Below are 541 nucleotides of genomic sequence, written 5' to 3'. Positions count from 1 at the left end.
TGGGGCTGGATGCCATCGATCTGGAGCAGGCCCGCGGCCTTGATGAGCTGTACGCATTGCTGGAGAACGAAGTGCAGCGGCTGGCGGACACACCCGGGGCCTGGATCAACGGCACGGGTTTCAATCACAAGCATCACGGCGGAGCCTTTCCCGACATCGACCGGCTGGACCGGATCACCGGCGACCGGCCGCTGTATCTGCGCCATGTCTCCGGGCACCTGTCCATTACCAACACCGCCACGCTGCAGCTGGCGGGCGTCTTTGAACCGGGGTTCGCGGATCCCACCGGCGGCGCCGTCCGCAGGGCAGAGGACGCATCACCCACCGGAATCGTGGAGGAAGCAGCCCAGCAGCTGCTGCAGGGCCTGCTGCTGCCCTATCCGGTGACACAAATCGTTAAAGCCCTGGACGCAGCCACCGCCCGCTACGCCGCCGTCGGCATCACCAGTTTCACCGAAGCCGGCGTGGGCGGCGGCTGGATCGGCCACAGTCCGGTGGAAGTTGCGGCGTATCAGCAGGCTGCCGCCGCGGGACGTTTGCA

At 66.7% G+C, this 541-nt stretch carries 1 protein-coding gene; it reads left to right on the top strand.

Going from position 1 to position 541, the window contains the following annotated elements; translation table 11 throughout:
• The coding region (locus tag CXQ90_RS21865) for an amidohydrolase family protein (protein ID WP_146068975.1) at nucleotides 1–541 on the top strand (541 nt) is incomplete at both ends.

It is taken from the genome of Arthrobacter sp. ZGTC131 (genome assembly GCF_002929275.1).
GTDB lineage: Bacteria > Actinomycetota > Actinomycetes > Actinomycetales > Micrococcaceae > Arthrobacter.
The sequence above is the reverse complement of the archived record's forward strand: the minus strand, read 5'-3'. Positions and strand labels throughout refer to the sequence as shown.